The organism is uncultured Nocardioides sp. (assembly GCF_902805925.1).
GTDB lineage: Bacteria > Actinomycetota > Actinomycetes > Propionibacteriales > Nocardioidaceae > Nocardioides.
The window spans coordinates 1-7,303 of sequence record NZ_CADCUP010000116.1; the positions used below are offsets into that span (position 1 = coordinate 1).

A 7,303-nucleotide genomic window follows, 5' to 3' on the forward strand; every position below is an offset into this window, starting at 1 on the left:
GCGATGACCGGGCCCGGCGCCTGCTCGCTCGCCCCGGCGAGGGAGGCGACGAACGCCGAGCCGGCGGCGCGTTGCCCGAGGGCGGCCACCACGGCCTCCTGCAGCGGCTCGCCGACGTCCGCGACGCCACCGCCGAGCACGACGACGTCGGGGTCGACGCCCAGGGCGAGCACGGTGACGGCCTGCGCGAGCCCGTCGGCGAAGGTCAGCCAGATCGCCTGCGCCCGCGCGTCGCCGGCGAGGCACGCCGCGTACAGCGCCCGGGCGGGAGCGGGCCCGTCGGTCGGCCAGGCGGAGGCCAGGGCGGAGCCGGAGGCCACGGTCTCCAGGCAGCCGCGCTGACCACAGGCGCAGAGCAGCCCGAGGGGGTCGACGGACACGTGGCCGACCTCCCCGGCGGCTCCCCGGGCGCCGCGGCGCAGGGCGCCGTCGACCACCAGACCGGCGGCGAGGCCGGTGCCGATGCCGAGGTAGGCCAGGTCGGTCGAGTGGGTCAGCGCGGCGACGCCGAGGGTGGCGGCGTTCACGTCGTTCTCGAGCACCACGCGCCGCCCGACGGCCTCGCCGAGGCGCCCGGCGAGCGCGACCGGCACGCCGTCGAGGCCGAGGTTGACCGCGTGCGAGACGAGACCGCGGGCGCTGTCGACCACGCCCGGTACGCCGACCCCCACCGGGGCGGCGGAGTCGCTGGCCGACGACAGTGCGGCCACGACCCGGGCGGCAGTGCGCACGACGCCGTCCGGTCCCCACCCGGTGGGCTCGCGCACCTGCGCGACGACCTCGCCGCACTCGTCGAGCGCCACCCCGAGGGTCTTGGTCGCGCCGATGTCCAGGCCGATCACCGCCGCCACCCCCGCGCCTGCAGCAGCTCCTCGACCGCACGCCGGGCGGGCCGCGAGGAGCCGTGCGTGACGACCCGCACCAGGGGTACGTCGACCGGTCCGGGCCATCCCCACTCGACCAGCACCACGGGCACCCGCATCGCCAGGTCGGCGAGCAGCGCCAGGGTGGCGGGGTGCCGGTGGGCGTCGCGCGCCTGCACGACGACCGTCCTGCCCGGGTCGGCGGCCGACGGGCTCGCCGGCCCGGCCGGGAGGCCCCACGGCACGACCCCGACGGCGATGTTGGGCTCGGTGTCGACGGTGACGAGCAGGGCGTCGGTGAGGTCGGGCAGGTCCCCCTCGACGAAGAGCGCGGCGCGGGCGCCGGCCAGCTGGGCGTCGGGGTCGAACGGCTCGGCGGCGCCGGGGCCCCGCGGCCTGGCGGCGATCCGGGCGGCCGCGTCGGCGAGGCGCTCGACGGACAGCCGCCCGCGGCGTACGGCGTCCACGACGGCGCCCTGCACCGCCCGCACCAGCGACTCGTCCTTGTCCGGCCCCAGGCAGAGCAGGTCGGCGCCCGCGGCGAGCGAGAGCACCGCGGCCTCCGGGATGCCGCGCTCCGCGCTGGCGCCGGCCATGTCGAGGGCGTCGGAGACGATCACGCCCTGGAAGCCCAGGGCCGCGCGCAGGTGGCCGAGCACCGCCGGACTCAGCGTCGCGGGCAGCCGGTCGTCGAGCGCGGGAACGACGATGTGCGAGGTCATCACGGCGGCCGCGCCGGCGCCGATCGCCGCCTCGAAGGGCACCAGCTCGCGTGCGGCGAGCGTCTCGGCCGGCACGTCGAGCAGCGGCAGGGCGAGGTGGCTGTCGGCCGCGGTGTCGCCGTGACCGGGGAAGTGCTTCACGCAGGCGGCCACCCCGGTGGACTGGAGCCCCTCCACCCAGGCGGTCAGGTGGCGCGCGACGTCGTGCGGCTCGGTCCCGAAGCTGCGGGTGCCGATGACGGGGTTGTCGGGATTGCTGTTCACGTCGCCGACCGGTGCCAGGTCGAGGTCGACGCCGCAGGCTGCCAGCTCGGCACCGACGGCCGCCCCGGTGGCCCTGGTCAGCGCGAGGTCGTCGACCGCACCCAGCGCGGCCGCGCCGAGCACCGGGCTGCCGTGCGCGTAGTGCAGCCGGGTGACGTCGCCGCCCTCCTCGTCCGTGGCGACCACGAGGTCGGGCGCGACCGCCCGCATCGCCGAGGTGAGGTCCGCCACCCGCTGGGGCCCCTCGGCGGTGTTGCTGCCGAAGAGACAGATCCCGCCGACGCCCTCCTCGAGCAGGCGCGCCCAGCCGGGGGTGAGGTCGGGTCCGGGGAAGGCCGGCAGCTGCACGGCCAGCGCCAGCCGCTCGACGTACGCGCTCATCCCTTCACCGCTCCCGCGGTCATGCCGGAGACCATCCGGCTCTGCACGAGCAGGAAGAAGACGACGACCGGGATCGCGATGAGCGTGGAGCCGGCCATCACCGCGCCCCAGTCGGTGCCGCGGTTGACGTCGGTGAACGTGCTCAGCCACACCGGCAGCGTGCGCTTCTCGGCGTTGGTCATCACCACCAGGGCGAGGGTGAACTCGTTCCAGGCCTGGATGAACCCGAAGACGCCGGTGGCGACGAGGCCGGGGGCGAGCAACGGGAAGGTGATCCGGAGGAACGCACCCATCCGGGTGCACCCGTCGACCATCGCCGCCTCCTCGAGGTCGATGGGGAGGCCGGCGACGAAGCCGCGCAGCGTCCAGATCGTGAAGGGCAGGACCGCGACGATGTAGAGCCCGGTCAGGCCCAGGACGGTGTTGGTGAGCTGGAGGGTGTCGAGCATCTTGTACTGGGAGATGAAGAGGCCCTCCGCCGGGATCATCTGCACCACCAGCAGGGCGATGACGAACGAGCGCCGGCCACGGAAGCGGAAGCGCGAGACGGCCAGGGCCGCCAGGAACGCGAAGACCAGGGCCACCAGGACGGTGCCGACGGTGACGGCGAGGCTCATGCCCAGGGCGCCGACGAAGCCGGTGCCGTCGAAGAGCCGCCGGTAGTTGTCGAGCCCGCCGCCGATCGGCAGCCAGGTGGGGTCGGGCGCGCGGATGTCGCGCCGGTCGAGGAAGGAGGTGTTGACCATCCAGTAGACCGGGAAGACGCAGGCCACGAAGGCGACCAGGCCGAGGACGTCGACGGCGATGCGGGTACGCCGGGGCACGGGGCGGCTCATGAGTCGACGTCCTTGAGCATCCGCGCGACGTAGGGCCACGTCAGCGCGACGGTCAGGGCCAGCATGAACACCGCGACCGCGGACGCGACGCCGAAGTTCCCCTCGCCGATCCCGGAGCGGTAGATGTAGGTGCCGAGCAGGTTGGTCTCGCGGGTCACGCCACCGGCCTTCTGGAGCACGTAGATCTGGGTGAAGACGCGCAGGTCCCAGATGACCTGCAGCAGCCCGACGATCAGCAGGACGGGCCGGGTCATCGGCACGATGACGTGCCGCAGCCGCTGCCGCGGGCCGGCCCCGTCGACCTCCGCGGCCTCGATGATCTCGCCGGGCAGCTGGGTGAGGCCGGCGTAGATGGTGAAGGCCACGAACGGCACGCCCATCCACACCACGACCACCGCGGCCACGAAGAAGAAGGAGAGCGGCTCGAGCAGCCACGAGTGGCCCTCGAAGCCGAGGCCGCCGTGGGACAGGAGCCAGTTGACGACGCCGTACCGGGAGTCGAAGAGCCACTGCCAGATGGTGAGCGCGGCGAGCACGGGCATCGCCCAGGCCAGCAGCAGGCCGGTCTGCACCAGCAGCCGCACCGGCCTCGACATCAGCCGCATCGCCAGGGCCAGGCCCATCCCGATCGCCATGGTCACGCCGGCGCAGACCAGGCAGAAGACGACCGACCGGACGACGACGGTCCACAGGTAGCCGTCGGTCAGGATCTCCGCGTAGTTGCCGAGCCCGGCCCACTCGGGCGGTCGGCCGAACTGCTGGGCCAGCCCGTACTCCTGCATCGACAGGACGACCTGCCGGACGAGGGGGTACCCCAGGCCGGCGCACAGCGCGAGCAGGCCGGGCAGCAGGAGCACGTAGGGCAGCGCTGCGCGACGGGACCGACCCGGGCCGGCGGTCACCGTGGTGCTGGCCATGGTCGCTCCTCTCCTCGGGTCTCGCCGGCGGGCGGGGCGTGCGACAGCGCGGCCGGGGCGGGGGACGCCCCCGGCCGCGCTGTGCCCGTCGTGCTCCAGTGTGGTGCGGTGGTGCGTCGTACGGCGCGCTACTGGTTGAGCTGCTCCTCCATGGCCTGGTCGGCGGCCCCGGCCAGCTCGGCCACGTCGCCGCCGTTGGCGATCCCGACGAACATGTCCTCGAGGATCCGGGCGCCCTCGACGCTGGCCCAGCCGGCGGCGGCCGGGGTGAGCTTGGCGTTGCTGGCGGCCGCGATCGTGGCCTGGGCGAACTCGTCGTCGCCGAGCTGGGTGGCCAGCGACTCCTTGGCGGGCGTCAGGCCGTTCTCGGCCAGGATCGACTGGTACTCGTCGCTCAGCATGACCTCGACGGCCTTCTTGGCGAGGTCCTGGTCGGGCGACTTGGCGGCCACCGCGACGTTGGAGCCGCCGAGCAGCACCGGCGCGGGGTCGCCGTCGGCACCGGGGAGGGCGAAGACGCCCACCTTCTCCATCATGTCGGGGCAGCCCGTCTCCTCGTCGGCGATCAGGCCGGTGACCCAGCCCGGTGCCGACATCATCGCGATCTCGTTGTTGCAGAACGGCACCTGCGGGTCGGCCTCGTTGCCGTCCTTGGCCGCGCCCGAGGCCTCCTGGAACAGCGTCTGCACCGTCTCCAGGCCCTCGATGGACTCCGGGGTGGAGAGCGCGCCGGTCCACGTGCCGCCCTCGTCGACGGCGAGGTCGCCGCCGGCGTTCCAGAGGAAGGTCACGCCGTTGCGCCAGTCCTGGCCGGGGAGGTAGAAGCCGGAGAACGTGGCCGGCTTCGGGTTGTCCTGCTTGAGCTTGATCGCCGCGTCGATGAACTCCTGGGTCGTGGTCGGCACCTCGATGCCCGACTTCGCCAGGAGGTCCTTGCGGTAGAAGACGTACTTCGAGCCGGCGTAGTACGGCACGGCGTACGTCGCGCCGTCGGCCGTGCCGGCCTCCACGAAGCCCGGCAGCAGGTCGTCGCCACCGAGGGACTCCAGGTCGCCGGACAGGTCGGCGAAGGCGCCGGCCGTGGTGAACGTGGCGGCCTGGGTGTTGCCGACCTCGACCACGTCGGGGGTCTCGGACTCGCTCGAGAGGGCTGTGGTGAGGCGCTCGACGAGGCCCTCCCACTGCTGCTCCTCGATGGTGAGGGTGGAGCCGGGGTTCTGCTCCTCGAAGGTCGTCTTGAGGTGGTCGCGGGCGTCCTGCGGGGTGTCGGGCCCGTTGAGCCACACGCGGATCTCGGCGCCGGAGCTCGAGCCTCCGCCCCCGCTGCCGCCGTCGTCCTCCGAGCCGCAGGCGCCGAGCGCCAGGGCCATGGTCAGCGCTGTCGCCAGGGAGAGCGCGTGCCTAGTCGTCGTGCGCACAGTCGTTTCCTTTCATGGGTGGATGCCCGCGTGGCGCTCGATCACGAGACGCCGAGCTCGCCGGCCAGGACAAGGCCGGCGGCGCCGACCAGGACCACGTCGTCCCCGAGGTTCGACGTGCGCACCGTGAGGCCGTCGGCAGTGACTGCCATGACCCGGCGCTGAAGGGTCTCCGTGACGGCGTCGCGCAGCGGGCCGTCCAGGAGGTCGAGGGGTCCGGTGAGCACGAGCTCGTGGACGTTGAGCGCCCCGATGACCGGAGCCAGCACCTCGCCGAGGCGGGCTCCGGTCGCGGCCAGCAGGGCCGCCCGGTCGCCGGACGCGGCGAGCCGGGCGCGCAGCCGGGGGACGGCGAGGAGGGTCTCCAGGCAGCCGACGCGGCCGCAGGCGCACGGCTCACCGTCGTCGTCGACGGTGACGTGGCCGATCTCGCCGGCCGCGGCGCGGTAGCCGTGGAGCAGCATGCCCTCGAGGATCATCCCGGAGCCGACACCGAAGCCGATCCGCAGCACCATCAGGCCGCCGTCGGCCGCCCCGCCGTAGGTGTGCTCGGCCAGCGCCGCGACGTTGGCGTCGTTGGCCACGTGGACGGGCACGCCGGTGGCGCGGGCCACCGCGCCGCCGAGGTCCGTGCCGTGCCAGCCCAGGTTGGGGGCGTCGAGCACGACGCCGGAGTCGTCGACGACCCCGGGCGAGCCGACGCCGATGCCGAGCACCGGCTTGTCGGCCCGGGCGACCAGGGTGCGGGCCAGCTCGACGGTGAGCTCGACGGCCGCCGCCCCCCGGGCGCCCACCGACGAGACCTCGGCCCGGTGGACGACGGTGCCGGCGAGGTTCATCACAGCCCCGGCCATGCGGTCGTCGGCGGAGAGGTCGATGGCGACGATGTGCGAGCTGTCGACCGCCATCCCGACCATGGTCGGCGGCTTGCCCACGCGGGACCCGACCGGGGCACCGAGCTCCTCGACGAGGCCGTCACCGAGCATCTCGGCCACCAGGTCCGAGACGGTGACCCGGGTGAGCCCGGTGGTGCGGGCGAGGTCGGCCCGGCTGGCCGCGCCGCTGCGGAAGAGGTGCTGCAGCAAGACGGTGCGGTGGTGCCGACGGGCGTCCTCCTGGCGCACGGTGCCCTGGGCGCGCAGGCGCCGGCCGACGGGCGCTGTGGTCTGGGTCACGTTTGTTAGTTCAGCGCACTAACAAACCTGGTGTCAAGATCTTCTTCTTGGTGATCCGGTCAGGTGACGGGCAGCGTCCCGCCGTGCGCCCAGGTCACCTGCTGGTCGTGGTGGTGCGGGGACGCCGGGTCGCCGGCGGCCCCCAGCGGCAGCGCCCACCGGCTCGCGTCTCGGTCGGCGAGGCACCACACGTAGCGGGCGACCGGTCCGCGGACGCTCTGCTCCGAGCCCGGGAGCCAGCCGGTGGCGAAGACGCAGTGCGTGTCTCCGGGCAGCTCGAGGGGCGGCGCGTGCCCGGCCCCGCGCTGCGGCGGTGCGGCGAAGCGGTGACGGCTCCCCCACGTCACCCCGCCCTCGGTCGCGGCCTCTTCGAGCGCGTCCCGCAGCAGGGCGTCGAGGTCGAGCCCCAGCGGCCGGTTGTGACCGAGCAGCGTCTCCAGCGAGACCGCCACCCGGGCGGGCAGCGAGAACCACGGCGCGAGCAGGTCGTCGTACGGCGTCGGCCGGCGCAGCGCCCGCAGCACCGGCGCCGCGCAGACGGCCTCCACGAGCAGCTCGCGCACCCGCACGAACAGCGCGGCCTCCACGCTGTCGGTGCTCATCTCGCGATCCCAGGCGGCCAGCCGGTCGGCCACCTCGCCGCCGATCCCGGCGATCCTGGACAGCAGGGACTCCCCCGCCGTCTGCCGGACGTCGGCGAGCACCGCGCCCGCCCCCGCCACGTCGA

Annotated in this window: 7 protein-coding genes; all 7 read right to left on the minus strand. The window is 74.2% G+C overall.

Features of this window, described 5'->3' with window-relative positions; translation table 11 throughout:
• Window positions 1-851: ROK family protein (locus tag QZX64_RS08295; protein ID WP_295658307.1), on the minus strand; the 851-nt coding region annotated here is incomplete at its 3' end.
• Window positions 839-2,230, minus strand: a complete 1,392-nt coding sequence (locus QZX64_RS08300) for a glycoside hydrolase family 3 N-terminal domain-containing protein (protein ID WP_295658308.1) — start codon at window positions 2,228-2,230, stop codon at window positions 839-841. The genes QZX64_RS08300 and QZX64_RS08295, both read right to left, overlap by 13 nt.
• Window positions 2,227-3,066 carry a carbohydrate ABC transporter permease gene (locus QZX64_RS08305; RefSeq protein ID WP_295658310.1) on the minus strand — a complete coding sequence of 280 codons (840 nt, stop codon included), beginning with the start codon at window positions 3,064-3,066 and terminating at the stop codon, window positions 2,227-2,229. Before QZX64_RS08305 ends, QZX64_RS08300 begins: the two co-directional genes overlap by 4 nt.
• Entirely contained in the window at window positions 3,063-3,983 is a 921-nt protein-coding gene (locus tag QZX64_RS08310; RefSeq protein ID WP_295658312.1) for a carbohydrate ABC transporter permease, read from the minus strand. The genes QZX64_RS08305 and QZX64_RS08310 overlap by 4 nt, the downstream gene beginning before the upstream one ends.
• Window positions 3,984-4,111: 128 nt before the next feature.
• On the minus strand, window positions 4,112-5,401 hold the full coding sequence (locus QZX64_RS08315) for an extracellular solute-binding protein (RefSeq protein ID WP_295658314.1): 1,290 nt from the start codon (window positions 5,399-5,401) through the stop codon (window positions 4,112-4,114).
• Window positions 5,402-5,442: 41 nt separating this feature from the next.
• Window positions 5,443-6,576: an ROK family transcriptional regulator gene (locus QZX64_RS08320; RefSeq protein ID WP_295658316.1), complete on the minus strand. Its 1,134-nt coding sequence runs from the start codon at window positions 6,574-6,576 to the stop codon at window positions 5,443-5,445.
• A gap of 59 nt (window positions 6,577-6,635) precedes the next feature.
• Window positions 6,636-7,303, minus strand: a 668-nt coding sequence (locus QZX64_RS08325) for a penicillin acylase family protein (protein WP_295658318.1), incomplete at its 5' end; no start/stop codon positions are given.